We start from the raw sequence: 23,503 nt of genomic DNA, 5'->3' as shown, positions 1-23,503 counted from the left end.
GGTCAGCCGGCGTGGACGGTGCTGCTCGTCACAACTGGTCCCGCAACGTGTGCTTGAGAATCTTGCCCGACGGGTTGCGGGGGATCTGGCCGATGACCAGCTCCCGTGGCAGCTTGTAGGCACTGAGCTGGGTGGCGCCGAATTCCACCAGCTCGTCCAGCGTGAGCTCGGTTCCCTCCCGTGGCGTGACCACCGCCACGACACGTTCGCCATACACATCGTCGGGCCGGCCGATGACGGCCACGTCACCCACCGCTGGGTGTCCGGCGAGTGCCTTCTCGACCTCGGCGGAGTAGACGTTGTGGCCGCCGGTGATGATCATGTCCTTCATCCGGTCGACGATGGTGATGTAGCCCTCGTCGTCGATCGTGGCGAGGTCTCCGGTGTGCAGCCACCCGTCCCGGACAGTCTCTGCCGTGGCCTCCGGTTTGCCCCAGTAGCCCTTCATCATCGTTTCGCCGCGCATGATCATCTCACCGACCTCGCCAGCTGCCACGTCGTCGCCGTCGGGATCGACGATGCGGACCTCCGTGTTCGGGATCGCGCGCCGGCCGCTGGCGCTCGGCTTCGCGAGGACCTCGTCGTGTTGCAGCAGCATGCCTCCCGGTCCGCCCTCGGTCTGGCCGCAGGCCTGAATGACGGCTGTGTTCGGCAGCGCCGCCATCAGTGCGCGGGCCGTGGTGGCGGGCATCGGTGCCGCGCCGTACATGCAGACCCGCAGACTGGACAGGTCGAGTGTCGACACCGACGGGTCGCGCAACATGAAGGTGTACATCGTCGGGACACCGAAGAAGAAGCTGATCCGCTCGCGCTCGATGGTGGCCAACACCTGCGCCGGGTCGAAGCTGGGCAGTATGACGTGCGTTGCGCCATACATCATGCCGCCGATGAGCAGCATGTTCAGTGTGGCGGAGTGGTAGAGCGGTGCCACATGCAGCATCCGCTCGCCTTCGCGCAGACCGAGGCCGAGCGCCGTGTTGACGCCTACCCAGAGGACGCGGTGCTGGTCGAGCAGCGCACCCTTTGGCCGGCCCGTCGTCCCGGAGGTGTAGATGATCAGCGCGTCGTCGTTCTCGTGTAGTTCTACGCCGAGTGGCTCGGTCGAGCGCCGGGAAGCGGCGGTGAGGATGTCGTCGAACCCGTCGGCCGCACCGAGTGCGAACGACGGGATCAGCGTGCTCGGAGCGGCTGCGCATCGCCATGTGCGAACCGGCTCGAGCATCTCGGTCCCGAACAGCAGCATCACGGCGCCGGAGTCGGAGACGAAATAGTCGATCTCCGGCGGGGCGGATCGCGGATTGACCGGCACGAGGACCGCTCCGAGCCGCAGTCCGGCATACAGGGCCACGACGAAGGCATCGCTGTTGCCGGAAAGCAGGACCAGCCGGTCGCCCTTGTGCAGCCCGTGCGCCGCCAGTTCGCGGGCGAGTTGATTGACCTGTCCGTCCAGCTCGGCGTAGGTCGTTGCGGTCGAACCGAACTGCAGCGCCACCCTGTCGGGGACCCGAGCAGCAGTCCGAGAGAGGACCTCGGCGAGATGTGCCATGGCGTGCTCCTGGCGGAGAGATCTGGTGTGCAGAGGGAGAGCGCAGAGCCCTGCCAGTATGCGCCGGTCCAGGTCACGACAGGCGACATAAACCACGCCACCGTCGGGAGTGGGGTTCCCGTTCGGCAGATACCCGGTTGACTGCGGCAGCAGCATGGAAGGTATGCGCTCGTATGACGAACTGATCGACGAAGCGGCCACGGTGAACGTGTCGGGCTGGGACTTCTCCTGGCTGGATGGACGCGCCACCGAAGAACGCCCCGAGTGGGGCTATGCGCGAATGCTGGCTGCGACGCTGTCCGAGGTTGACAGTGCCCTGGACCTGCAGACCGGCGGCGGAGAAGTGCTGGACTCGGCGCCGATCCTGCCTGCCTTCACGGCCGTGACAGAAGGCTGGCCACCGAATGTTGAGGTTGCGCGAAAACGATTGGTTCCCAGGGGAGTCGAGGTGGTCGCTGCCGACGTCGACGAACCGCTGCCGTGGCCGGACGGGTCGTTCGAGTTGGTGTCGTCCCGCCATCCTGTGTCGACACCGTGGTCAGAGGTGGCTCGGGTGCTGCGACCCGATGGCCGTTACCTGGGGCAGCACGTGGGACCGGCGTCGGCCTTCGAACTCATCGAGTGGTTCCTGGGCCCACTGCCTGCCGAGGTCCGCGACGGGCGACACCCGCGGCACGACCAGGAGGGTGCGACGGCGGCCGGCCTGGTCGTTGATGAGATCCGCAGCGCCCGCTGCCGGATGGAGTTCTTCGACATCGGAGCGGTCGTCTACATTCTGCGCAAGTGCGTGTGGTGGGTGCCCGACTTCAGCGTGCAGCGGTATGCCGAGCAACTGCGTGCGCTGGACGAGCGGATCCGGGCCGATGGAGCTTTCGTGGCGCATTCCACGCGGTTGCTGGTGCGCGTGCACCGTCCCTGAGTGGGTCTCGGCGTCAGTCCGGCACGGCCGGTAGTTGCGACCGCACTAGACAGTCCAGCTCGAGCTCCAGCACGGGCTTGCCATCCTGATTGTGCAGGTAGCCGTCGATGATGACGGTGGACCGGCCGGGTTTGTCCGGGTCGACCGATTGCACGATCGCCGTGCAGGTCAGCACGTCTCCGGCGCGGACCGGCCGCAGGAAGTTGACCTGTCGGAAACGGCGGCCGGCGATGACGTCATACCGCTGATAGAAGGCAGTGACAACGAGCCGCTGATAAATGGACATCGCGTGCAGCCCACTGGCGATCAAGCCACCGAAGTCGCTGTCCGCCGCGCGTGCGCGATCGACGTGGAAGTATTGCGGGTCCCACTGCGAGGCGAAATCGCGGATGCTTTCCTCGGTGACTTCGTAGCTGCCGCAAGAGATTTCACGTCCTACAGGCAGAGCCTCGGCGGACAGCAGCTGTGGCGTGCCGGTCTGAGCGGACTCTTCGCCATTCATGATTCTGGAGTCCTCCGGATCAGCGAGACGACGCGTCGAGGAACCAGCCGTGCACCATGCCGGCAGGGCGGCCGCGCTCGATGAAATATTCGGTGCCGAACGCAGCGGCGAAGACCTCGGGCGGCATCGACATGAACATGCCGATGTCGGACACCTGGCTGCGATGCGCCTGCATGGCAGCACGAATGCGCTCGATGTAGCCGGAAACGTCCACGGCCCAGTGAAGTTCGGCTTCCGGCATACCCATCGGGTTGCCGTCGTCCATCGGCCCGTCCGGGTCGAACGACTCACCCATGCCAGCGTCGCGAGCAGCCTGCATCTGGGTCCGCATGACGTCGCGGTTCATGGTCTCCTCGAGCACCCGTGGTGCGCGGGCGGCCCTCGCGGCAGCGGCGTATGTGACCGCATGGACCTTGACGTGGTCGGGGTGGCCGTAGCTGCCGTGCCAGTCGTAACCGACGAGCACGTCGGCGTCCTCCTCGTCCAGGATCGTGGACAGCCGAGCCGCAGCCTCGTCGAGCGGCGCTTGGTGGAACGACATCGGATCAGTGTTCTGCTCCCAGCCGGTCATGCCCGAATCGTGGTAGCCCAGCCACGCAACTCGTGCGGTGCCGGTGATGCGGGCTGACGCCTCGGCCTCGGCACGGCGTCGGGCTGCGAGGGTCTCGTCCGGCCCGAGATCATCGGGCACCTCACCGTGCTCCCCGCCAGTGGCATAGACGACAACGACCCGGTGCCCTTCGTCGGAAGCGCGCGACATCGAACCGGCGGTCTGCGAGCTCTCGTCATCGGGGTGGGCGTGGAAGAACACGATCGTCGACACCTGAGGAATCTTTGCACGGGCCACCGACACCCGATACAAGTGAGTCATGAGCGATCCCCATCCCGTCACCGGACAGTCCTTCGAGTCTCCGGTGGAGCCCGGGACCGGCTGGCCGGGCGACCCCGCTACGGCGCAGACACCGGTTGCCAAGACCCCTGCCGGGGTACGACGCCTGGCCCGCTCCGCAGGGTCGATCGCCGAGTTGGACGCCCTTGTGTCTGTATGCCGCGCCTGCCCGCGGCTCGTCGCGTGGCGCGAGGAGATCGCGACCACCGGTCGTCGCAGGTCGTTCGCGGCGGAGCCCTACTGGGGCCGGCCGGCCGCATCATTCGGCGATCCCGACGCCACCCGGCTGATCGTCGGTCTGGCCCCGGCCGCCAACGGCGCGAACCGGACCGGCCGCATGTTCACCGGGGACAGATCCGGCGACTGGATCTTCGGAGCGCTGCATCGCGGTGGTTTCGCGACTCAGTCGTCATCGGTCGCCGCAGGCGACGGGCTGCAGTTGCACGGCATACGTATGACGGCACCGGTGCACTGCGCGCCACCGGCGAACAAGCCCACGACGGGGGAGAAGTCGACCTGCCGGCCGTGGTTGGAGAAAGAGCTGCAGCTTTCCGCCGACAGGCTTCGCGTCATACTCGTGCTCGGCGGGATCGGTTGGGACGCAACCATTTCCACGGCCCGCGCGATCGGCTGGGAGGTCCCGCGACCGAAGCCGAAATTCGGGCATGGTGCCCGCGCCACTTTGTCCACGCCGAGCGGACCCATCGAACTAGTTGGCTGCTACCACGTCAGTCAGCAGAACACCTTCACCGGTCGTCTCACCGAGGCGATGCTCGACGACGTCATCGCGACGGTTCGCGAACTGGGTTGAGTCTTCTACCTTCCGGCGAACGGCATTCCGCGTATGACGACAGCGACCGGATGCCCGTGACGTGGACCTAGCTTCCAGGACCACGGGGATGTGTGGCACGGTTCGATCGTGAACTTGCCACACGATGACATCGACCCGGACGGCCTGCTGGAGTACTCGGTCGTCTTCACCGACCGCTCGCTGAACCACATGTCGAAGCGCTTTGTGGGCGTGATGCAGGACATCATCGACGTACTGCGCACGACCTACAGTGCGCACACCGTCGCGATCGTCCCGGGTGGCGGCTCCTACGGCATGGAGGCGATCGCGCGGCAACTGGCCTCCGGCAAGCGCGCGCTCGTCATACGCAATGGAGCGTTCTCCTACCGCTGGTCGCAGATCTTCGACGCCGGTCACATCACCGACGACGTGACGGTCTGCGCGGCGCGGCAAGTGAGTGACGAGCACCAGGCCGCATGGCGCCCGGCACCCGTCGACGAGGTCGTCGCCGCGATCCGCGACAAGCGACCGCAGGTCGTCTTCGCGCCGCACGTCGAGACGGCATCGGGAATCGTGCTGCCCGACGACTACGTGCGAGCTGTGTCCGACGCCACCCACGAGGTCGGTGGGCTCTTCGTGCTCGACTGTGTCGCGTCCGGTGCACTCTGGGTCGACATGAGTGACCTGGGTGTGGACGTTCTCCTCACCGCGCCGCAGAAGGGCTGGAGCGGCACTCCCTGCGCGGGGTACGTGATGCTGAACGAGGCGGCTCGTGACGCCGTCGAGGCATCCACCTCGACAAGTTTCGCGATGGACCTCAAGAAGTGGCTGTTCATCACCGAGTCGTATGTCGAGGGCAAGACGCCCTACCACGCGACCCTGCCGACCGACAGCCTCGCGCACAACGCCGAACTCATGGTGGAGGCGCGTGAGATCGGCCTCGAGAAGCTGCGCGCGGCGCAGGTCGACCTCGGTGCGAGGCTGCGGGTGGTGTTGGCCGAAGCCGGCTTCAAGTCGGTGGCTGATGCCGAATTCGCCTCTCCCACAGTGGTTGTCGTCCACACTGACGACCCCGAGCTGCAGAGCGGCGCGAAGTTCAAGCCGGCCGGGCTGCAGATCGCGGCCGGTGTGCCGCTGCAGTGCGGCGAGCCGGAGGACTTCTCGACGTTCCGGCTCGGCCTCTTCGGGCTGGACAAGCTGGCCGACGTCGACGGCACGGTGCTGCGTTTTCGTGCTGCATTGGACAAGCTCGCCGACTGAAGCTCCCGGCGACCGACCCGGTGCTACCTCAGAGGCCGGCGAACAAGTCGGGCAGTGGGTGCGTGGTCTGGTGTGCTACCCGTCGGTGTCGCGCTGAGCGAGATGGATGATCAGGTCCGCGACGCCCGCCGAGCGTCGGACGACGTCGGCGTTCTGCTCGTCGTTCCCGAGAGCCCACACCGCGGCTTGCTCGGGCGACTTGCCGAATTCTTGATGGCGTTGGATCAAGCGTGACTGACGCGTGGTGTCCGCCACGTCGAGGTACCAGGTCTCGTCGAAGAGCGCACGCCCTGACTTCCACGGCTCGTAGTCGAGGAGCAGGTAGTTGCCTTCGACGATGACCAGTGGTGTTTCCAGGGGAACGGGTACCGATCCGGCGACCGCCATCTCCAACTCTCGGTTGAAGTTCGGCGCGTAGATAACGGGCCCCGTTGGGTTGCGTAGTCGAGTCAGCAACGAGAAGAACCCCTCCGCGTCGAACGTCTCGGGTGCGCCCTTGCGAGCGGTGAAGCCGAGGTCGGCGAGCACTGTGTCCGCGAGATGGAATCCGTCCTGTGGCACCAGGGCAGCGTGACCGGCAGGGAGTTGGTCGAGCAGTGCGGCAGCGAGGGTGCTCTTACCCGAGCCGGGAGGACCGGCGATTGCAAGCAGTCGGCGCGTGCCCGCCGTGGCCAATCTCTCGGCGCGGGCGACGAGCTCCGGCACGTGGGTTGCCGAAACGTGTTGGGAGTGCTGGGGATCGATCACTGATCGTTCTCCGTGTCGGTGCAACCGCACGACTCCCGTCGATGGAACGTCGAGGACAGGGCGTGACGCTCGGTCGGTCCGTCGTACCCGTCGATGCGGCGGAGCAGGAGCCGAGTGGCAAGGCTGCCGATCTCAGGAATGGGTTGGGCGACCGTGGTCAGCCTGGGTGACATGAGATCGGCCCACTCGAAGTCGTCGAACGCACCGACCGCGACGTCGTTGGGTACTCGCAGGCCGAGGTCGCGCAAACCGCGCAACGTACCCACGGTCATCGCGTTGTTGGCACTCACCAGGGCGGTCGGCGGCTGCGCCCCGCTCATGAGTGCCTTGACGGCGCGGCGTGCGGGTCCGATCTGAGAGGCGCCGGCACGAATCAGTCTGCGGTCGTAGGGCAAACCGGCCTGCTCGAGGCCGAGGCGATAGCCGGCCAACCGCTCGACCGTTGTCGACAAGCCGGGACGTCCGCTGATGAACCCGATGCGAGTATGGCCGTGTTCGGCCAGGTGCTCGACAAGATGAGCGGTCGGCTGGACATTGTCCGCCCCGACCTCGTCGAACTCTCCGTCGGAGAGTCGGTCGACCAATACAGTCGGGGTTCCGCTCGTCTCCAGTCGGTTGATGATCTGCTCGATGTGCTGCGCTGCCGGCGCAATGATGATCCCGTCCACCCGCCGGTCGAGCATGACCTTGACCTGGGTGACCTCGTCGGCGGCGTTCTCGTGGTTCTCGGTGAGTAGGAGCGTGTATCCCCGGCGACGTGCGGTCCGGTCGATCTGGGACACGAGTGGCGCGAAGAACGGGTTCGACAGGAACGACATGACGACACCGATCAACATCGTGTTCTGCGTGACCAGCGCGCGGGCGACGCTGTTCGGTGTGAAACCGGTTTCGTTGACCGCCTGGTAAACCCGTTGCCGTAGCTCCTCGCTGACCGGGCGAGTGTCGTTCAGTACGTGCGAGACGGTGGTGATCGACACCCCGGCGCTTGCCGCCACGTCGGCCATCTTGACCATGCTCCGATACCTCCACCTCGTGCGCTCTGACCAGTGACGTCCAGGAGACGGTGCCCCGGCCTGTGGTCTGCGACACATTTAACAGCGCCACCCCTCCATCACGCAAACGCTTGCGAGTTGCTCGCAAACGCTTGCCAAAGCGTTTGCGATGCTCGTAGCGTGTCTTGCATCACACACTCAAGGGTTGTTCCGGAGGTTTCAAATGACCAGTCACGCAAAGACGAGGCCGCAGCGCCGGGTAGCCGCGGGGTTGCTGTGCATCGGTGCGGGAGCTCTCGCGCTGACGTCGTGCAGCAGCGGCGGCACCGCATCCTCACAAGGCACTTCGGGTGGGAAGGGCGGCAAGGTGAAGGTCGCGCTGATCCTCAAGGAGTTCACGAACCCGTATTGGATCTCGATGGAGAAGACCGCCAAGCAGGAGGCCGCCAAGAAGGGTATCGAGCTGCAGGTGACGGCCGGGAAATCCGATGACGACACCACGTCGCAGATCACTCAGATCGAGCAGGCGATCGCTGCCGGCGACAAGGGAATCATCATCAGCCTCAACGGTGATGCTGTGAACAATGCACTGCTGAAGGCAAAGAAAGCGGGTCTCGTCGTCGTCGCGGTCGACACCCCACCCATCCCGGCGAGCGTCGCGGACGTGACGTATGCAACCGACAACACTCAAGCCGGCACCCTCGATGGTAAGTGGGCGGCGGCCAAGCTGAACGGCAAGTCCGCGGATATCGCCATGCTCGACGACCTCTCCGACCAGGTCATCACGGTGGACGTGGACCGGGACCACGGATTCCTGCAAGGTATGGGTATCCCGGTGGGAAATCCCAATGTCAACGGCAAGGAGCCGAAGTCCGGGCAGTACACCGGCGGCAAGGGCGGAAGTTACAAGATCGCCTGCCAGCAGCCCACGAACGGCTCGGTGACCGGCGGTCAGACGGCAATGGAGACGTGTCTGTCGAAGGACTCGAACATCAACCTGGTCTATGCCATCAACGAACCGGCGGCGCAGGGTGCCGCGCACGCCCTGAAGGCGGGTGGGAAGACCGGCGTGACCGTGGTCGCGATCGACGGCGGCTGCAGCAACCTGTCCTTCGTGTCCAGCGGTCAGGTGGGCGCCACCGCCGGACAGTTCCCGGGCAAGATGGCCTCCGAGGGCGTCGACGCGATCGCGCAGTTTGTGAAGACCGGGAAGAAGCCGACGAACCAGCAGGGTAAGGACTTCTTCAACACCGGCACCAAGCTGTACACCGACAGCCCTCAGTCCGGGGTCAGCAGCATCAACACCAAGGCAGCCGCCAAGATGTGCTGGGGGTGAGGAAGTGACACTAGACACTGCTGAGGCCGCGGGGAGCCCGCCGCCCTCCGATCTGGCCAAATCAAGCGTAGGGAACCGCGTTCAGCACATTCTGCACGCACACCCGTCCTTCGGCCCGTTGGTCGTGCTGGTCGTATCGGCCATCGTCTTCGACCTACTCAACAGCCGCTTCTTCAGCGCGGCCAATCTGTCGATCATGCTGCAAGAGGTCGCGGTGATCGGGCTGCTCGCTCTGGGGCAAACGGTCATCATCCTGACCGCGGGTATCGACCTCGCGGTGGGTGCCGCGATGATCCTCGCGCAGATGGTGATGGCCGGGTTGGCGATCACCTCTGGCTGGCCGGTCGTACTCGCACTGGGCGCCGGATTGGTCGTTGCGCTTGCCACCGGCCTCGTCGATGGCCTATTGGTGACCCGGTTCAAAGTCCCTCCGTTCATCGGGACCCTTGGCACGCTCGGTGTCTTTACGGCGCTCGGACTGCTCTACGCCAACGGTCAGACACTCAACCCCCTCCCAGGCAGTCTGCTCCTGTGGCCCGGCAACCTCATCCAGATCGGCTCGTTCTCCTTGATGACCGGAGTCATCGTCATGCTGGCGCTCTACGGCATCGTGGGTTATGCCTTGGGTCGCACCGCCTGGGGCAAACACGTATATGCCGTAGGCGACGATCCGGAGGCTGCACGTCTGGTCGGGATCAACACGGCCAGGTTGTTGCTGAGCGTCTACGTCTTGGCCGGGTTGATCTACGGGATTGCCGCGTGGGTTCAGATCGGTCGCGTGGGCGATGCGAGCACCAACATCTCCTCGACTCTCAACTTGGACAGCATCACGGCAGCAGTGATCGGCGGGGTCAGCTTGTTCGGTGGCCGGGGCATCGTCCTGGGCACCTTGTTCGGCGCACTCATCGTGCAGGTCTTCCAGAACGGTCTGGCGTTGGCCGGGGTTCAGGACCTCTACCAGCAACTGGCAGAAGGCGTGCTCGTGATCGCCGCGGTCGCGGTTGACCAATGGATTCGGAAGGTCCGCACATGAGCGCTACCGAGTCAGGCGACAGCCGTACAGAACCGGTTCTCGCGGCGAGGGCACTCACCAAGTCGTACGGACGGGTGGAGGCGCTCCGAGGTGCCGACTTCGAGTTGTACCCGGGCGAGATCCTCGCCGTCATCGGTGACAACGGCGCGGGAAAGTCCTCCTTGATCAAGTGCCTATCCGGAGCATCGACGCCGGACAGCGGCCAGATCTTCCTCGATGGCGAAGAAGTCACGTTCCGTACTCCACAGGACGCGAAGGAGGCCGGTATCGAAACCGTCTACCAGACGTTGGCCGTCGCGCCGGCACTCGATATCGCCAGCAACCTCTACCTGGGCAGGGAGATCCGCAAGCCGGGCCCCCTTGGCCGGGTACTGCGGCATCTGGACATCACGCGAATGCGTGAGGAGGCACGTGAACACGTGAAGCGACTGGGCATCGAGACCCTCCAGGACATCACCCAACCGGTGGAGACGCTCTCCGGCGGGCAACGGCAGGCGGTGGCAGTTGCGCGGGCTGCCGCGTTCGGTAGCAAGGTCGTCATACTCGACGAGCCAACAGCCGCGCTCGGTGTCCGTGAGTCCGCCCAGGTTGCAGCGATTATCAAGCAATTGCGCGACCATGGGCTGCCCATCGTGCTGATCAGTCACGACATGCCGAGCGTCTTCGACCTCGCGGATCGGATCCATATCCAACGGCTCGGCCGACGAGCGGCCGTGATCTCTCCGAACACGCACACTATGGAAGACGCGGTTGCGATCATGACCGGCGCACGGGCCGCCTGATCGACCGTCTCGGCCGATTCGCACTCGGCGTCAAGGCGACTGGCGGAATTGTCCGTCAGTCGCCCTGCCGTCAGCAGGGCGTGGGCACTGAACGCGTCGTGGGAGCCGGAAGAACTCGTCGATTGCCTGTCCCAGGTCGGCGTCCGGCTGGTCACCGCCATTGGGGCTCATGCTCGGCCATAAGACCGATCCCGTCCGCGATCGAGGATCGTTAGCCCCTCGCGTGTCCGGGCATGCCGCTTCTCATCCCGGCACCTTGTCGAGGAAGCCGCGCACGTCGGCGATGCGGTTGGCCTCGTCGAGCACCACGACGTCGAAGCCGATCACGATCGGCTCTGCGCCGACCGGTCCGAGACCCCACTGGAAACGAAGCTGTTGATGGTGGGCGTCAGGCTCGCCGACTGAGGTGAACGTCATCCCCGCGAACTGCTGTTGCACGGCTCCGATCACCGCGTCCAGTTCGGCCGCGCTCGATGCCGCAGCCAGCGGGTCCGTGTAGGTGACGTCCTCGGCGAAGTGCTTGCCCAGCAACGCCTTTCGCTCGTCGCCAGTTGCGTTCCAGGTGGCCAGGTAGTCGGTGACGATGGTGTCCATGTCGTTCTCTCCTCGGTGTGCGCTTTTGTGAACGACACGAGAATGCGACATCGCAGTGCCAGTCGGCCATGACCTCGGAGGTCATGAGCGAAGCTCCGCTCACACCTAGGCTGACGACCATGAGTGCAGCGGTTGGAGAGATGTTGCGGGAATGGCGCGAGAGCCGTTCGCTGAGCCAGCAAGCCCTGTCGGATGTCTCCACCGTCTCGACGCGGCACCTCAGCAGGGTGGAGACGGGCCGGGCGCAGCCCACCCCGGACATGATTCTGCGCTTGGCCGAACATCTGGACATCCCTCTGCGAGAACGCAATCGGATGCTGTTGGCCGGTGGTTACGCTCCGCGGTTCGCCGACAGCTCACTGGACGACGCGTCGTTGTCGAGCGTCATGACCGGCTTGCGGGACCTACTGGATGCACACCTGCCCTACCCGGCACTACTGCTCGACGACTACTGGGACGTGGTCGATGCGAACCCTGCCGTTGACGCCTTGATGGCCGGTTGCTCGGCCGAGCTGCTCGAACCACCGGTCAATGTCATCCGGCTGTGTGTGCACCCGGACGGTCTCGCGCCGCGGATCCGCAACCTGCCCGTATGGGCCGCCCACCTCCATCAGCAAGTGCATCACCGGGCAGCGCAGACGCGCGATGCACGCCACGTCGAGCTGGCGAACGAAGTCGCCCAGTTGGTGGATGTCACGAGGCTCCCACCCGTCGGCGGGCCGGTCGTGGTCCTGGAGCTCGAGTCGGATGCCGGTCCGCTCCACTTCTTCAGCACCGCGGCCCGTCTGACGACCGCGAATGATGCTGTCCTCGAAGGGCTTCACCTCGAGACGTTCCTGCCGGCCGACGAGCGCACGCGAGCGACATACAAGGATTAAGAACTGCGCGGGACGCGGCCCATCAGGTAGAACTCCTTGTTGGGCATCAGGCCGCTCCAGTGGACCAGGCGGTTGCTCATCGAGAAGAACGCAGTGATGGCACCAACGTCGTAGACGTCGTCTTCTGAAAGCCCCTGCGACCGAAGCAGATCCAGGTCGGCGTCGACAATCTCGGACGGTCGGACGGCCAGCTTCACCGCGACGGAGATGATCGCGAACTGCCGCTCATCAAGATCTGCCTTGCGCCAGTCGGTCGCCAATTGGTCTGAGATGTAAGGGTTCTTGGCGCGGATGCGGGCGATCGCACCGTGCGCGACGACGCAGTAGAGGCAGTCGTTCTCGGCGCTGGTCGCGACGACGATCATCTCCCGGTCGGCCTTGGACAGCCCCGGTGTTTCCCGGTCCATCAGCGAGTCGTGGAAGTCGAAGAAGGCTCGCATCTCGTCGGGTCGCTGGGCGATGCCGACGAATACGTTCGGGATGAACCCGGATTTCTCACCGACTGCGATGATGCGCTCCCGCAGATCGTCCGGCAACTGCTCGACGTCGACGACGGGGAAGCGTTTCATGATCGAAGGGTCAATTCTGCCGGTCATGCCGGTCTTCTTGCTGCTCATGGTGATTCGTCGATCCATTCGTCGTAGAAGCCGGGCATCGCGGATGTCCTGCCGGTGAAGTCGGGGGTGCGCTTCTCCAGGAACGCGGCAACACCTTCCTTGCCGTCACCGACGCTCGTCCAGAACATCGCCAGCGAGTCCACCCGGTGGGCGTCCGCGGGGTGGTCGTATGCCGCGTTGCGACGCAGCATCTGGCGGGTCAGCGCGACTGCGACAGGGGAACGGCCCTTGGTCCAGCGGTCCGCGATATCGCGCGCCGCCGGTAGGAGTTCATCTGGCTCGTATGACGCTGTCGCCAAACCGTTTTCGACTGTCGCGGCGGCGTCCAGAATGTCCGCCGACAGGGCCAGGTCCAACGCGCGGGGAGCCCCACGATGCGAGGAAGGAACCAGGACGATGCCGCCTCAGGCACGATGCCGAGCCGGCCGAACACCAGACCGAACCGCGCCTTGGTCGAGACCAGTCGCGCATCCATCGCCAGGGTCATCGTCGCTCCGATGCCGACCGCCGGACCGTTGATGGCTGCGATGACGGGCTTCGTGCAGTCGTGGATCGCGAGGGTCACCCGCCCGCCGGTGTCCCGGATCCGGGCCAGCGAGGGATCGGACAAGTCGCTCATGTCGGTGAGGGCCGGCGCGCGGCCCTCGTCCAGCCCGAAGACGTTGCCTTCGGTGGAGAGCGCCATACCGGCGCAGAACGCGCGGCCGGCGCCGGTGACGATCACAGCGCGCACCGTGTCGTCGTCGTTCACGGCGCGGAAGGTCGCCTCCAGTTCATCGGCCATGCCGACGGTGAAAGCGTTCAGCTGGTCCGGCCGGTGCAGAGTGATCGTGAGTACACCATCGTCGACGTCCTGCTCAATGGTTTCGAAGGTCATCCGATTTCCTTCCGGCGGTGAAGTACTCGTCGCCCCGACCCTAAACCGGTTCGGCCGCGGTCCTCTCGAGATGGTGTGGCAACATGCGAATCATGGCGCGGATCGAGGACTACGCAATCGTCGGGGACCTGCAGACGGCCGCCCTGATCAGCAACGAGGGCTCGGTGGACTGGCTGTGCCTGCCACGATTCGACTCGCCCGCCTGCTTTGCCGCCCTGCTGGACGGACCGGAGGCCGGACGCTGGCTCCTGGCGCCGGCCGGCGGAGGGACGTGCACCCGCAGGCGGTATGTCGAGGACACGCTCGTCCTGGAGACCGAGTGGGAGAACACGCAGGGCACCGTGCGTGTCATCGACTTCATGCCGCCACGCGGGCAGGCGCCCGACATCGTCCGGATCGTCGAGGGCGTCAGCGGGAGCGTGCAGATGCATGGCGAGCTCACGCTGCGCTTCGACTACGGCAGGGTCCGGCCCTGGGTGCATCAGGACGGCGACCAGTTGCTCGCGGTTGCCGGTCCCGACGCGGTCCGGCTGCGAACACCCGCGCCCACGAGCGGTCATGAGTGGTCGACCGTCGCGGACTTCACCGTGTCTGCGGGCGACCGGGTTCCGTTTGTCCTGACCTGGTCGGCGAGCTACGAGCGACACCCGCGGCCGGTCGACGCAGAGCAGGCCTTGCGGGATACGTTCACCTATTGGAAAGAGTGGTGCGGCCGCGGCCACGACCTGAGTGGTCGCTATCGCGACGCGGTCCGGCGCTCGTTGCTGACCTTGAAGGCACTGACCTACCAACCGACCGGCGGGATCGTCGCCGCCGCGACGACATCGCTGCCGGAGCAAGTCGGTGGCCCACGCAACTGGGACTACCGCTATTGCTGGTTGCGGGACTCGACATACACGTTGCAGGCGCTGATCGCCGGTGGTTACCTCGACGAGGCGAAAGCGTGGCGTGAGTGGTTGCTGCGTGCCGTCGCCGGCGACCCGGCCGACCTGCAGATCATGTATGGCGTGGACGGGACTCGCCGGCTGCCGGAGAGCGAGCTGGATTGGCTTCGGGGCTATCAGAATTCGTCACCCGTGCGGGTCGGCAACGCCGCTGCAGATCAGCTCCAGCTCGACGTGTGGGGCGAGACCCTCGATGGGCTCGCGCTGGCCCGCGAGTCCGGCCTGGCGGCCACGGAGGATGCGTGGGACCTGCAGGTCGCGCTGATGGAACACCTGGAGACCATCTGGGACCAGACCGACAACGGGTTGTGGGAGGTGCGCGGGCCGCGGCGGCACTTCACGCACTCGAAGGTGATGGCCTGGGTGGCGACCGACCGGATGGCGAAAGCTGTCCGCCGCCACCCGACACTGCACGGGCCTGCCGACCGATGGGAAGCGTTGCGCGACACCATCCACGCCGACGTCCTGGCGCACGGTTTCGACCAGGATCGCAACACGTTCGTGCAGTCGTATGGCGCCACCGCGCTCGACGCCAGCGTGCTGATCATCCCGCGCGTGGGATTCCTGCCGGGCGACGACCCGCGGATGCTCGGCACCATCGACGCGATCCAGCGGGAGCTGACTCAGGGCGGCCTGGTGCTGCGCTACCAGAACGCCGAATCCGACGACGGCTTGCCCGGCGGGGAGGGCCTTTTCCTGGCCTGTTCGTTCTGGATGGTCGACGCGCTGCATCTGGCCGGCCGGCAGACCGACGCCATCGGACTCTTCGAGCGATTGCTCGACCTGCGCAACGACGTCGGGCTACTCAGCGAGGAGTGGGATCCGGCCGGCAAGCGCCAACTGGGCAACACCCCACAGGCGTTCAGCCACTTCGCCCTGGTCACCAGCGGACTCCAGTTGCACGCCGGGCGGGGACATGGAAGCCACGAACCCATCCGGCACCCGGGGGTTCCCACGAGATGACAACCGCAGCCGGACCCACTGAGTGGTCAGGAGCGACGGACCACACCGACGAGCGCCATGTGGCGCCGGTGCGCCCTGCCGTGGATCCGTTTCGCGAGCCACCGACTGGATGGGAGTTCGCGGGACCGGGCACGCCGTTGCGCAGCCGAGACGTCACGGTTGCCTTCCTGGGGCGGATTCCGTTGCACGCCAAAGCTGTTCAGCTGCTCTACCGCACGGCGGACATGCATGGTGAGCCTGCGACGACCTGCACGACGGTGCTGGTTGCACCCGATGCTGCCCCGACCCAGGAGCGGCCGATTCTGTCCTTCCAGTGCGCGATCGACTCGCTGGCGCCTGAGGCGTTCCCGTCATACAGCCTTCGGCACCGTGCACCGACGACTGGAGAAGTGGTCCAGCTCGAACTGCTATTGATCGCCAACGCCCTTGCGCAGGGTTGGGTGGTGTCGGTTCCGGATCATGAGGGGGCTCAAGGCAATTGGGGTGCACCACGCGAAGCGGGGCATTGCGCATTGGACGGAGTGCGGGCCGCGGTTCGGCACGGTGGATTCGATCTCACCGCACGGTCGGCGGTGGCATTCTGGGGCTATTCGGGCGGCGGCTGGGCGACGTCATGGGCCGCTGAGCTGGCCGCTGACTACGCACCCGAGCTGCACACCGTCGGAGCCGTGTTGGGTTCTCCTGTCGGAGATCCCGAGCTGGTCTTCCGGCGCGCCAACGGTCATCTCTTCTCCGGGCTCGCGGGTCTGGTCATTGCCGGACTCACCCGCAGCTACCCCACGATGCGAGCACTGGTCGACGAGCACGTCGACCTACCCGGACAGGCCCTACTCGATAAGGCGATTTCCTGGCCGACCCAGCAGGCGATCATGCGTATGGCGTTCAGGGACTTCGGCAAGCACCTCGACGTTTCGGTCTCGACGTTCCTGGAGCTGCCCGACATGCAGGCGGTCTTTGCCGACATCCGGCCCGGTCGCGGCAGGCCGGCGATGCCATTGCTGGTGATGCAGGCGGTACATGACCAGATCGTCCCGGTAGCGGGAGTGGATCGCATGGTCGACGAATTGACCGCTCACGGGGCGCAGGTGACCTACGTTCGAGACCGACTGAGCGAGCACTTCCTGCTGCACATCGTGTCTGGGCCGTTGGTGCTCGGGTGGCTCACCGACCGTATCGCCGGCGTCCCGGAGATCGGGTCGTCGACCACCACGGTACGCAGCGTGCTCGCGCCGATACGCAGGTTGCGCAACGGTGTTCGGATGTTGCGCGTGTGTGTCAGGGTCTTCCGCGGCAGGCCGCTCAGGGGCGGGTCATCCGGCTGAGCGGGACGCAGGCGCGGTGATGCATGGCCGCTGAACGTGCCGATCACTCGATGTCCGGCACCAGCAGCGTGATCCGGTCGATGACACATGCGGGACGGTCACCGTCCTTGATGTCGACCGTGACGCGACTGGTGACCTGGTGTCCGCGCGGCGTCGACCGGATCGACGACAGCTCGACGCCCGCCCGAATCCACGAACCCACCGGGACCGGGGCCGGGAATCTGGCCCGGTCCGCGCCGTAGTTGACCACCATCCGCATGCCGTCGAATCGGCATACCTGCCCGGCGAGCATCGAGGTGAGGGAGAGCGTGAGATAGCCGTGCGCGATCGGCGTCCGGAAGGGCCCGCCGCGCGCTCGTTCGACATCAACGTGGATCCACTGATGGTCACCGGTCACGTCGGCGAAGGTGTCGATCATCTCCTGGGTGATGTGGTGCCAGTCGGAGTGACCGAGGTGGGCGCCCACGGCTGCTTCGACATCGGCGATAGTGGCGAACGATCGCATGCGGCTTCCCATCAGATGTGTCGTCCGCCGGTGACTTCGAGGACCGTGCCCGTCATGTATGACGACAGGTCACTCGCCAGGAACAGCACCGCGGAGGCAACCTCGTCCGGCTCGCCTGCCCGGCTCAGCGGGATGTCTGCCAGCTTCTGGTCCCAGATCCGCTCGGGCATAGCCTCGGTCATCGCGGTGCGAATCAGGCCCGGTTGCACGGCATTCACCCGGACGTTCTTGAAGGCGACCTCCTTCGCCGCAGCCTTGGTCAGCCCGACGATCCCGGCCTTTGCTGCGGAGTAGTTGGTCTGCCCGGCGAAGCCGACCTTGCCGGAGATCGAGGACAGGTTCACGATCGCGCCGTGGCCCTGGTCGCGCATGATCCCTGCCGCGGTGCGCACGCCGTTCCACGTGCCGCGCAGATTGACCTGTAGGACCAGATCGAAGTCCTCTGGGGCCATCTTGCGCATCGTCGCATCGCGTGTCAGACCGGCGTTGTTCACCAATACGTCCAGGGATCCGTGGGTGTCTCGCACCATGGCGAGGAGCGCCTCCACTTGATCCAATTGGGCTACGTCACAGGCGAATCCGCTCGCAGACCCTGGCAAGCTCGCGGCTGCCTTCTCGGCGGCTTCGAGCTGCAGGTCTGCGATCACGACAATCGCACCGTGCTCGCTGAACAGCTGGGCGATCGCCAACCCAATGCCTTGCGCGCCGCCCGTGACCACAGCGACCTTGCCCTGGAGAAGTGGGTTCATTGACAGGGGTCCTTTCAGAACGCGGAGATGCCGGTTTCGCTGCGGCCGATGATGAGCTTCTGGATCTGGGTGGTGCCTTCGTAGAGCGTCATCACCCGCGCGTCCCGCATCAGCTTCTGCACCGGGTATTCGTCGATGAACCCGTATCCGCCATACACCTGGATCGCGAGATTCGATGCCTTGACCGCTGCCTCGGAAGCGAACAGCTTGGCCTTGGACGCCGCGACCGAGAAAGGTTCACCGCGCTCCAGCAGGTCTGCGGCGCGCCAGGTCATCAGCCGGGCCGCGTCGGCGTCCACCGACATGTCCGCGATCATCTCCTGCACGAGTTGGTATGACGCGATCGGCTTGCCGAACTGGTGACGAGATTTGGCGTAGTCCACCGAGGCCTCCAACGAAGCCTGGATGATGCCGACGCATGCGGCGGCGATGGAGATCCGCCCCTTGTCGAGGGCCGCCATCGCGTACTTGAAGCCGCGTCCCTCCTCGCCGAGCAGCGCACTGCCGGGGACACGGACGTTGTCGAACGACAGCTCTGCGGTGGCCTGGCCGCGCAGGCCGAGTTTCCCGTGGATGATGGTGCGCTCGAACCCGGGGGAGTCGGTGGGGACGAGGAACGCGGAGATGCCGCGGGCACCGTCCTCCGGTCCGGTGCGGGCGAACACCAGCGCGATGTCCGCGATCGTCGCGTTGGTGATGAAGATCTTCGACCCGTTGATCACCCAGTCATCGCCGTCCCGGCGAGCCCGGGTCCGTAGGTGCGCCGGGTCCGACCCGTTGTCCGGCTCGGTCAGCCCGAAGCAACCGATCTTCGTGCCCGTCGCGATCCCGGGCAGCCAAGCGTGTTTCTGTTCCTCGCTACCGAATGCCAGGATGCTCTTTCCGACCAGGCCGGCCGACACGGACACCACACCACGCACGGAGGAATCGGCGCGTCCGAGTTCTTCCATCCCGACGCAATAGGTGACGTAGTCGCCGCCCAGTCCGCCGTACTCCTCCGGGATGGTGAGGCCGAGGAAGCCGATCTCACCGATCATCGGGATGATCTTCGGGTCGATCGCCTCCACCCGGTCCCACTCCTGCCGGTGCGGCACGACCTCGGTCTCGAGGAACTCACGCGCCAGCTTGCGGAACTCCACCTGGTCCGGAGTCAACGACAGATCCATCAGGCGTCTCCTTACTCGTATGTCGGCGTCGAACCGGTGCGGCGTCGACCCGGTGTCAGTGCTTGCGCTGGATCAGTTGCCAGACGGCGGGCAGGCAACCTGCCGCCAGCGCCACCTTGAGCAGGTCGCCGAAGAGGTAGTTGCGCATTCCGAGATCGAAGGCGTCGGACAGGCCGATGTGCAGGGAGAACGCGAGATAGGGCAACGCAACGGCGTAGATCGCGAGATTGCCGGCAAGCATGGCTCCGGCCATCTTGATCGGTGACCGGTCGGCGCCGCGGGTGGCGAGCGCACCGACGACCGCGGCAGCGACAACGAACCCGATGATGTAACCCAGTGTCGGCATCGCGAAGCCCGACGATCCTTCGGCGAACCACGGCACACCGACCATGCCGGCACCGAGGTAGAGCAGCATCGAGACCACGCCGCGTCGCATGCCGAGACTGGATCCGACGACCAGTGCCGCGAACGTCTGCCCGGTCACCGGAACGGGAGAACCGGGGACGGGGAAGGCGATCTGCGCTGCGAGCCCGGTGAGGGCTGCGCCACCCACGACCAGCAGGGCATTGCGCAACCTGGTGTTCGCGAAGAAGTCAGCGAGAACCAACGGCGGCCGGCTATCGAGCACCGAACTGTGGGACATATTGAGACCTCCGTGTATTCGCGTCAGGGAAAGCCGACACCCGCACAGTTGCGCATGGCTGCCCGCTCGCTCATTACAACAGGCCGCAGGGGAGTCAGCACTCCGTCGAGCCCTATCGCGCCGATAGTCCCGCCCAGTCGTTGCGAATGTCGTTGCCGGAGTGGATGATCCGTCAGGTGAGCACACCCATCGGTCGCCTTGCTTCCATTTCCCTCGATTGTCCCGATGCCGAGCGGCTGGCCCGGTTCTACGGGTCGCTGCTGGGAATGACCGAGGCCATGAGCCGCCCCGACCGGTCGCTGATCGTGCTGGCGGACGGATCGTTCTCGGTGACGATGATGCAGGTCGACAACTACACGCCGCCGGTGTGGCCGGATGGACCGCAACAGCAGCAAATACATCTCGACGTCTGCGTGGCCGAGCTCGACGCCGCGGTGCGATCAGCTGTCGACCTGGGCGCCGAGGTCGCGCTGACGCAACCCGCCCCCGACGTATGGCGGGTGATGCTCGACCCTGCCGGCCATCCGTTCTGCTTGACGACCCACTCGTTCTGCCTGTCTCCGAGTGAGGGCCGCTAGCGCCGGCGGAGCGGCGACCGTGATGTTGCGGCTACCCTCCGCCGCATGAGCGTTGTCCTTCTGGTGCGGCACGGACAGGCGTCCTTCGGCACCCATGACTATGACCGACTTTCCTCGCGCGGCGTCGAGCAGAGTTGGACCCTCGGCGCCGCACTCAGCAGCCGTGGCCTGATTCCCGACCGGGTCATCACCGGTGCCATGACCCGTCAACGGCAGACAGCCGGAGCAGCCGCCCGCAGCGCAGGCTGGACCACGTCTGCCGTGGTCGACCCGCAATGGAACGAGTTCGACACTGGCAGCCTCCTGGCGGCCGACCCGGAGGCGGCCCACCCTGATGGCCTCACCGACCCGCGCACCTTCCAACGGCTTCTCGAACGTGCCTCTGCCCGTTGGGCTTCCGGCATACACGACGAGGACTATCCGGAGACGTTCGGCCATTTCACCGCGCGCGTCGACAGCGCACTTTCGGCGGCGGTCGACGGTATCGGCGCCGGGCAGACTGTGGTCGTCTTTTCAAGTGCCGGTGCCATCGCGTGGGTGGCCGCGCGACTCCTCGACGGCGGCTTCCCCCAGTGGCTCGCGCTCAACAGGGTCGCCGTCAACTCGGGCGTCACGAAGCTGGTCGTGGGGCGGTCCGGTACCTCCCTGATCGGCTTCAACGATCATTGCCACCTCGACGACAGCGCAGTCACCTATCGCTGAACACCGCGCGTTCGTAGGGCTATCGGTGCGATAGCCGCTACAACGGGTGCTGAGTATTGACCGGCCGGGGCACAGGCGGGAGTGTTGCCGCCTAGTCGGTCAACGCGTTCTTCCGGACCATGCGCAGCCGACCTCCTCGAGCACTTGTCATGGTCACCTCGACCGAGTGCGTCCCGTTCGTTGTCAAGGAGTAACTCATGTCGGATCTTGGACGCCTGAGCAGCCCGCATGCCTCACGTCGTGACGTGTTGCGATGGACAGGAGGCGGGCTCCTTGCCCTCGGTGTAGGCGGCGCTCTGAGTGCGTGCGGTGGCGGGGGCTCCAACTCCGCGGCCGGCGTCAAGAAGGCTGCCGGCGCGCTGTCGAAGCCCACAACTTTGCACATCGCGTCTGCACCGATCGACAACTATTTCCTCGACTTCGTCAATCAGGATCAGCAGGACTATCAGAAGTACAACCTTGAGGTCCCGAAGTTCATCCTGCCCAAGAGCGGGGTTCAGGGTGAGCAGCTGATGACTGCCGGCTCGATCGATGCGCAGGTCCAGGACGTGCTGCTGACGATGTCGACCTTCGTGCATTCGGAACCCGGTAAGCGACCGGTGTTCGTGGGCATGCGAGTCCCGGAGACGACATACTCGATCGTCGTGGGCAAGGGGAGTTGGCCCGATGCGAAGGCGTCCTTCCAGGAGAAGATGCAGGCCCTCAAGGGGAAGACCATCGGTGTCACCGCTATCGGCGCCGGCGCCGACCAGCAGCTCACCCTGGCGCTGAAGCAGGCCGGTATGACGCGCAAGGACGTGACCCCGCTGGCCGTCGGACAGGTGGCCGGGGGCGGCGCAGCGCAGATGAAAGCCGGCCGGATCGCGGCGTATGTCGGAATCACCTGGGCGACCAGCCGGGTCCTCGCGAAACAGACTGGCGGCCGTATCCTGATCGAGTTCTCCGATCCGAGCGTTCCGCCGTTGTTGAGCAAGCAGCAGGTGGACGTCTGCATCGTGCGCGAGGACTTCGCGAAGAAGCACGAGGACGTGGTCAAGGCCTGGCTGGCTTCCCAGACCGCCGGCCGCGACTGGATGGTCGCAAACCGGGGCAAGGCCGCCGAGTTGCTGAACAAGACCTGCCTGGGCGGCAAGTTCCCGGACATCGCCAAGGGATACATCGATCACTTCGCCGACGATCTGGTGCCGAAGCTGCACCCGGACTGGAAGGTAGCGAAGGCCGACATCGACGTGATGCTCGATGTGGCGCAACAGATGGGCATCATCAAGAAGGGTCAGATCTCGTTCGAGGACCTTGTTCCAGCATTCGCACGGGCCTGAAACGGTCCGAACGAAAATATCCCCTGCAGTTCCAATCGCCAGGAACTGCAGGGGATTTCGTTCGCCTCAGCGGCGGATCGATCCGCCGTCGACGACGAGAGTCTGCCCGGAGACGAAGGATGCGCCCGGTGACAGGAAGAACCGGACCGGCTCGACGAAGTCGGCGGTGGTCGCCGCTCGCTTGATCGCGCGGGTGCTGATGTTCGCGTCCTCGCCGGCCGCGATGGACTCGGACAGTGGTGTGACGACCAGGCCCGGTGCGATGACGTTGACCGTGATGTCGCGTGCGCCGAGCTCCGCCGCCAGGCTGCGCGCGAAGCCGATGATTCCCGCCTTCGACGCCGCGTACGCCGCGGCGCCGGCGGGCGCCTTGAAGACCGTGCCCGAGGAGAAGAGGACGATGCGTCCGCCGTCGGCGACCTGGTCGGCGATTCCCTGCACGAAGTTGAGCGTGCCGTGCAGGTTGACGGTCAGCAGCCGCTCCCAGTCGGCCCGAGACATCTGCAGGAAGGGCCCGAACTTGCCGATGCCAGCGCAGTGCACCACCGCGTCGATCTTGGTGTCAGAGCCGTACTCGAGCACCTCATGCAAGCTCTCAACGGCGCTGTTCGTCGTGATGTCACCGTTGGCGTAGGCCACGCCGGGCTGGGGGTGAGCAGGCGGTGTGAGGTCCAGCGAGGTGATCCGCCACTCAGCGGAAAGCGCGCTCACCAGCTCGGCGCCGATGCCGGATGATCCCCCGGTGAGTACCAGAATGCGTTCTGCCGCAGGCGGTTTCGCCGAGGATGAGTGGCTGGTTGCGGGCATCGATCGTCGCCTCCGAGTGTGTTGGATGGGTTCGCTCCGCATT

At 65.6% G+C, this 23,503-nt stretch carries 26 protein-coding genes; 12 read left to right on the top strand and 14 right to left on the bottom strand.

The genetic code is table 11. The features are described from left to right. Positions 1-28: 28 nt before the first annotated feature. A complete protein-coding gene (locus ACFQDH_RS18375) occupies positions 29-1,546 on the bottom strand; it encodes a class I adenylate-forming enzyme family protein (protein ID WP_382403834.1) in 1,518 nt (505 codons plus the stop codon). 163 nt (positions 1,547-1,709) lie between these two features. Between ACFQDH_RS18375 and ACFQDH_RS18370 the strand changes: the two genes are divergently transcribed. Continuing rightward, positions 1,710-2,465, top strand: coding sequence for a class I SAM-dependent methyltransferase (locus ACFQDH_RS18370; protein WP_382403833.1), 756 nt, complete (start codon positions 1,710-1,712; stop codon positions 2,463-2,465). A 13-nt stretch (positions 2,466-2,478) separates the two neighbouring features. Here ACFQDH_RS18370 and ACFQDH_RS18365 read toward each other — a convergent pair whose 3' ends face one another. Beyond that, complete coding sequence (locus ACFQDH_RS18365; protein WP_382403832.1) at positions 2,479-2,967, bottom strand: MaoC/PaaZ C-terminal domain-containing protein; 489 nt, start codon at positions 2,965-2,967, stop codon at positions 2,479-2,481. Between the two features lie 19 nt (positions 2,968-2,986). Beyond that, complete coding sequence (locus tag ACFQDH_RS18360) at positions 2,987-3,790, bottom strand: PIG-L family deacetylase (protein ID WP_382403831.1); 804 nt, start codon at positions 3,788-3,790, stop codon at positions 2,987-2,989. 46 nt (positions 3,791-3,836) lie between these two features. Here ACFQDH_RS18360 and ACFQDH_RS18355 point away from each other — a divergent pair, with 46 nt between their 5' ends. Continuing rightward, entirely contained in the window at positions 3,837-4,667 is an 831-nt protein-coding gene (locus ACFQDH_RS18355) for a uracil-DNA glycosylase (protein WP_382403830.1), read from the top strand. Between the two features lie 108 nt (positions 4,668-4,775). Then, on the top strand, positions 4,776-5,906 hold the full coding sequence (locus ACFQDH_RS18350; protein ID WP_382403829.1) for an aminotransferase class V-fold PLP-dependent enzyme: 1,131 nt from the start codon (positions 4,776-4,778) through the stop codon (positions 5,904-5,906). Positions 5,907-5,981: 75 nt separating this feature from the next. Here the strand turns inward: ACFQDH_RS18350 and ACFQDH_RS18345 are convergent, their stop codons facing one another. Further along, positions 5,982-6,653: a nucleoside/nucleotide kinase family protein gene (locus ACFQDH_RS18345; RefSeq protein ID WP_382403828.1), complete on the bottom strand. Its 672-nt coding sequence runs from the start codon at positions 6,651-6,653 to the stop codon at positions 5,982-5,984. Further along, positions 6,650-7,657 carry a LacI family DNA-binding transcriptional regulator gene (locus tag ACFQDH_RS18340; RefSeq protein ID WP_382403826.1) on the bottom strand — a complete coding sequence of 336 codons (1,008 nt, stop codon included), beginning with the start codon at positions 7,655-7,657 and terminating at the stop codon, positions 6,650-6,652. Before ACFQDH_RS18340 ends, ACFQDH_RS18345 begins: the two co-directional genes overlap by 4 nt. Positions 7,658-7,868: 211 nt before the next feature. Between ACFQDH_RS18340 and ACFQDH_RS18335 the strand changes: the two genes are divergently transcribed. The 3 genes from ACFQDH_RS18335 to ACFQDH_RS18325 are packed head-to-tail and all read left to right on the top strand — an operon-like array spanning position 7,869 to position 10,796. Next, positions 7,869-8,981, top strand: coding sequence for a substrate-binding domain-containing protein (locus ACFQDH_RS18335; protein WP_382403825.1), 1,113 nt, complete (start codon positions 7,869-7,871; stop codon positions 8,979-8,981). A gap of 4 nt (positions 8,982-8,985) precedes the next feature. After that, positions 8,986-10,014, top strand: coding sequence for an ABC transporter permease (locus ACFQDH_RS18330; protein ID WP_382403824.1), 1,029 nt, complete (start codon positions 8,986-8,988; stop codon positions 10,012-10,014). After that, positions 10,011-10,796, top strand: coding sequence for an ATP-binding cassette domain-containing protein (locus ACFQDH_RS18325; RefSeq protein ID WP_382403823.1), 786 nt, complete (start codon positions 10,011-10,013; stop codon positions 10,794-10,796). The genes ACFQDH_RS18330 and ACFQDH_RS18325 overlap by 4 nt, the downstream gene beginning before the upstream one ends. Before the next feature lie 243 nt (positions 10,797-11,039). Here ACFQDH_RS18325 and ACFQDH_RS18320 read toward each other — a convergent pair whose 3' ends face one another. Further along, on the bottom strand, positions 11,040-11,390 hold the full coding sequence (locus tag ACFQDH_RS18320) for a nuclear transport factor 2 family protein (protein ID WP_382403822.1): 351 nt from the start codon (positions 11,388-11,390) through the stop codon (positions 11,040-11,042). A gap of 119 nt (positions 11,391-11,509) precedes the next feature. Between ACFQDH_RS18320 and ACFQDH_RS18315 the strand changes: the two genes are divergently transcribed. Next, positions 11,510-12,268 carry a helix-turn-helix domain-containing protein gene (locus ACFQDH_RS18315; protein WP_382403821.1) on the top strand — a complete coding sequence of 253 codons (759 nt, stop codon included), beginning with the start codon at positions 11,510-11,512 and terminating at the stop codon, positions 12,266-12,268. Here ACFQDH_RS18315 and ACFQDH_RS18310 read toward each other — a convergent pair. From ACFQDH_RS18310 to ACFQDH_RS18300, 3 genes are read right to left on the bottom strand one after another with little or no spacing between them, the layout of a single operon-like run. Then, on the bottom strand, positions 12,265-12,837 hold the full coding sequence (locus ACFQDH_RS18310; RefSeq protein ID WP_382403820.1) for a peroxidase-related enzyme: 573 nt from the start codon (positions 12,835-12,837) through the stop codon (positions 12,265-12,267). The genes ACFQDH_RS18315 and ACFQDH_RS18310 overlap by 4 nt on opposite strands. Before the next feature lie 44 nt (positions 12,838-12,881). Further along, complete coding sequence (locus ACFQDH_RS18305; protein ID WP_382403818.1) at positions 12,882-13,076, bottom strand: Clp protease/crotonase-like domain-containing protein; 195 nt, start codon at positions 13,074-13,076, stop codon at positions 12,882-12,884. 8 nt (positions 13,077-13,084) lie between these two features. After that, a complete protein-coding gene (locus ACFQDH_RS18300; RefSeq protein WP_382403817.1) occupies positions 13,085-13,762 on the bottom strand; it encodes an enoyl-CoA hydratase-related protein in 678 nt (225 codons plus the stop codon). 92 nt (positions 13,763-13,854) lie between these two features. Here ACFQDH_RS18300 and ACFQDH_RS18295 point away from each other — a divergent pair, with 92 nt between their 5' ends. Both ACFQDH_RS18295 and ACFQDH_RS18290 read left to right on the top strand, forming a co-directional pair. Next, positions 13,855-15,669 (top strand): glycoside hydrolase family 15 protein, encoded by a 1,815-nt coding sequence (locus tag ACFQDH_RS18295; protein ID WP_382403816.1) that lies wholly within the window; start codon positions 13,855-13,857, stop codon positions 15,667-15,669. Then, positions 15,666-16,991 (top strand): lipase family protein, encoded by a 1,326-nt coding sequence (locus tag ACFQDH_RS18290; protein ID WP_382403815.1) that lies wholly within the window; start codon positions 15,666-15,668, stop codon positions 16,989-16,991. Before ACFQDH_RS18295 ends, ACFQDH_RS18290 begins: the two co-directional genes overlap by 4 nt. A gap of 43 nt (positions 16,992-17,034) precedes the next feature. Here ACFQDH_RS18290 and ACFQDH_RS18285 read toward each other — a convergent pair whose 3' ends face one another. The 4 genes from ACFQDH_RS18285 to ACFQDH_RS18270 are packed head-to-tail and all read right to left on the bottom strand — an operon-like array spanning position 17,035 to position 20,054. Then, the gene (locus tag ACFQDH_RS18285) at positions 17,035-17,496 is read right to left on the bottom strand and encodes a MaoC family dehydratase (protein WP_382403814.1); all 462 of its coding nucleotides are present in this window, start codon (positions 17,494-17,496) and stop codon (positions 17,035-17,037) included. An 11-nt stretch (positions 17,497-17,507) separates the two neighbouring features. Next, the gene (gene fabG / locus ACFQDH_RS18280) at positions 17,508-18,245 is read right to left on the bottom strand and encodes a 3-oxoacyl-ACP reductase FabG (RefSeq protein WP_382403813.1); all 738 of its coding nucleotides are present in this window, start codon (positions 18,243-18,245) and stop codon (positions 17,508-17,510) included. Positions 18,246-18,259: 14 nt separating this feature from the next. After that, positions 18,260-19,411 carry an acyl-CoA dehydrogenase family protein gene (locus ACFQDH_RS18275; protein ID WP_382403812.1) on the bottom strand — a complete coding sequence of 384 codons (1,152 nt, stop codon included), beginning with the start codon at positions 19,409-19,411 and terminating at the stop codon, positions 18,260-18,262. A gap of 55 nt (positions 19,412-19,466) precedes the next feature. Beyond that, the gene (locus ACFQDH_RS18270) at positions 19,467-20,054 is read right to left on the bottom strand and encodes a biotin transporter BioY (protein ID WP_382403811.1); all 588 of its coding nucleotides are present in this window, start codon (positions 20,052-20,054) and stop codon (positions 19,467-19,469) included. Between the two features lie 176 nt (positions 20,055-20,230). Between ACFQDH_RS18270 and ACFQDH_RS18265 the strand changes: the two genes are divergently transcribed. From ACFQDH_RS18265 to ACFQDH_RS18255, 3 genes are all read left to right on the top strand, one after another. Further along, a complete protein-coding gene (locus ACFQDH_RS18265) occupies positions 20,231-20,632 on the top strand; it encodes a VOC family protein (protein WP_382403810.1) in 402 nt (133 codons plus the stop codon). 45 nt (positions 20,633-20,677) lie between these two features. Further along, positions 20,678-21,334 carry a histidine phosphatase family protein gene (locus ACFQDH_RS18260; RefSeq protein ID WP_382403809.1) on the top strand — a complete coding sequence of 219 codons (657 nt, stop codon included), beginning with the start codon at positions 20,678-20,680 and terminating at the stop codon, positions 21,332-21,334. 197 nt (positions 21,335-21,531) lie between these two features. Continuing rightward, entirely contained in the window at positions 21,532-22,653 is a 1,122-nt protein-coding gene (locus ACFQDH_RS18255; protein WP_382403808.1) for an ABC transporter substrate-binding protein, read from the top strand. A 66-nt stretch (positions 22,654-22,719) separates the two neighbouring features. On the opposite strand, the gene ACFQDH_RS18250 is transcribed toward ACFQDH_RS18255, so the two are convergent. Then, positions 22,720-23,460, bottom strand: coding sequence for an SDR family NAD(P)-dependent oxidoreductase (locus ACFQDH_RS18250; RefSeq protein ID WP_382403807.1), 741 nt, complete (start codon positions 23,458-23,460; stop codon positions 22,720-22,722). Positions 23,461-23,503 lie beyond the last annotated feature (43 nt).

Origin of the sequence: Flexivirga alba (assembly GCF_042661025.1) — a bacterium.
Taxonomy (GTDB): Bacteria; Actinomycetota; Actinomycetes; order Actinomycetales; family Dermatophilaceae; genus Flexivirga; species Flexivirga alba.
Note: the sequence above shows the minus strand (reverse complement) of the source record. Positions and strands in the feature narration are given on the sequence as shown.